The sequence below is a fragment of the Pseudomonas sp. SWRI81 genome, assembly GCF_014268545.1.
Lineage (GTDB): Bacteria > Pseudomonadota > Gammaproteobacteria > Pseudomonadales > Pseudomonadaceae > Aquipseudomonas > Aquipseudomonas hamedanensis.
This window is the reverse complement of record NZ_JABWQS010000113.1, coordinates 1-301: the sequence shown is the minus strand read 5'-3', so window position 1 is coordinate 301 and position 301 is coordinate 1. Positions and strand designations below refer to the sequence as shown.

At 58.8% G+C, this 301-nt stretch carries 1 protein-coding gene; it reads left to right on the top strand.

Going from position 1 to position 301, the window contains the following annotated elements:
* The coding region (locus HU765_RS26660) for a catalase-related domain-containing protein (RefSeq protein WP_272975108.1) at positions 1-209 on the top strand (209 nt) is incomplete at its 5' end.
* Positions 210-301: the final 92 nt, after the last annotated feature.

Here is a 301-nt window from a genome sequence, read left to right as displayed (position 1 = left end):
ATCGCGAAGACACCGATTACTACAGCCATGCCGGCGCGTTGTTTCGGTTGATGAGCGACGAGCAGAAGGCCTTGTTGATCAGTAACATCGCCGGTGCGATGGCGGGCGTTTCAAGCGATGTTGTCGACCGTCAGTTGCAGCATTTCTACAAGGCCGACCCGGCGTATGGCAACGCGATTGCACAGGCTTTGAGGGTGCCGCTGGACTGAACCCACTGCATAACCCTGTGGGAGCGAGCCTGCTCGCGAAGGCGGCGACACATTCAACAACCCTGTCGCCTGACCCAGCGCTTTCTCGAGCA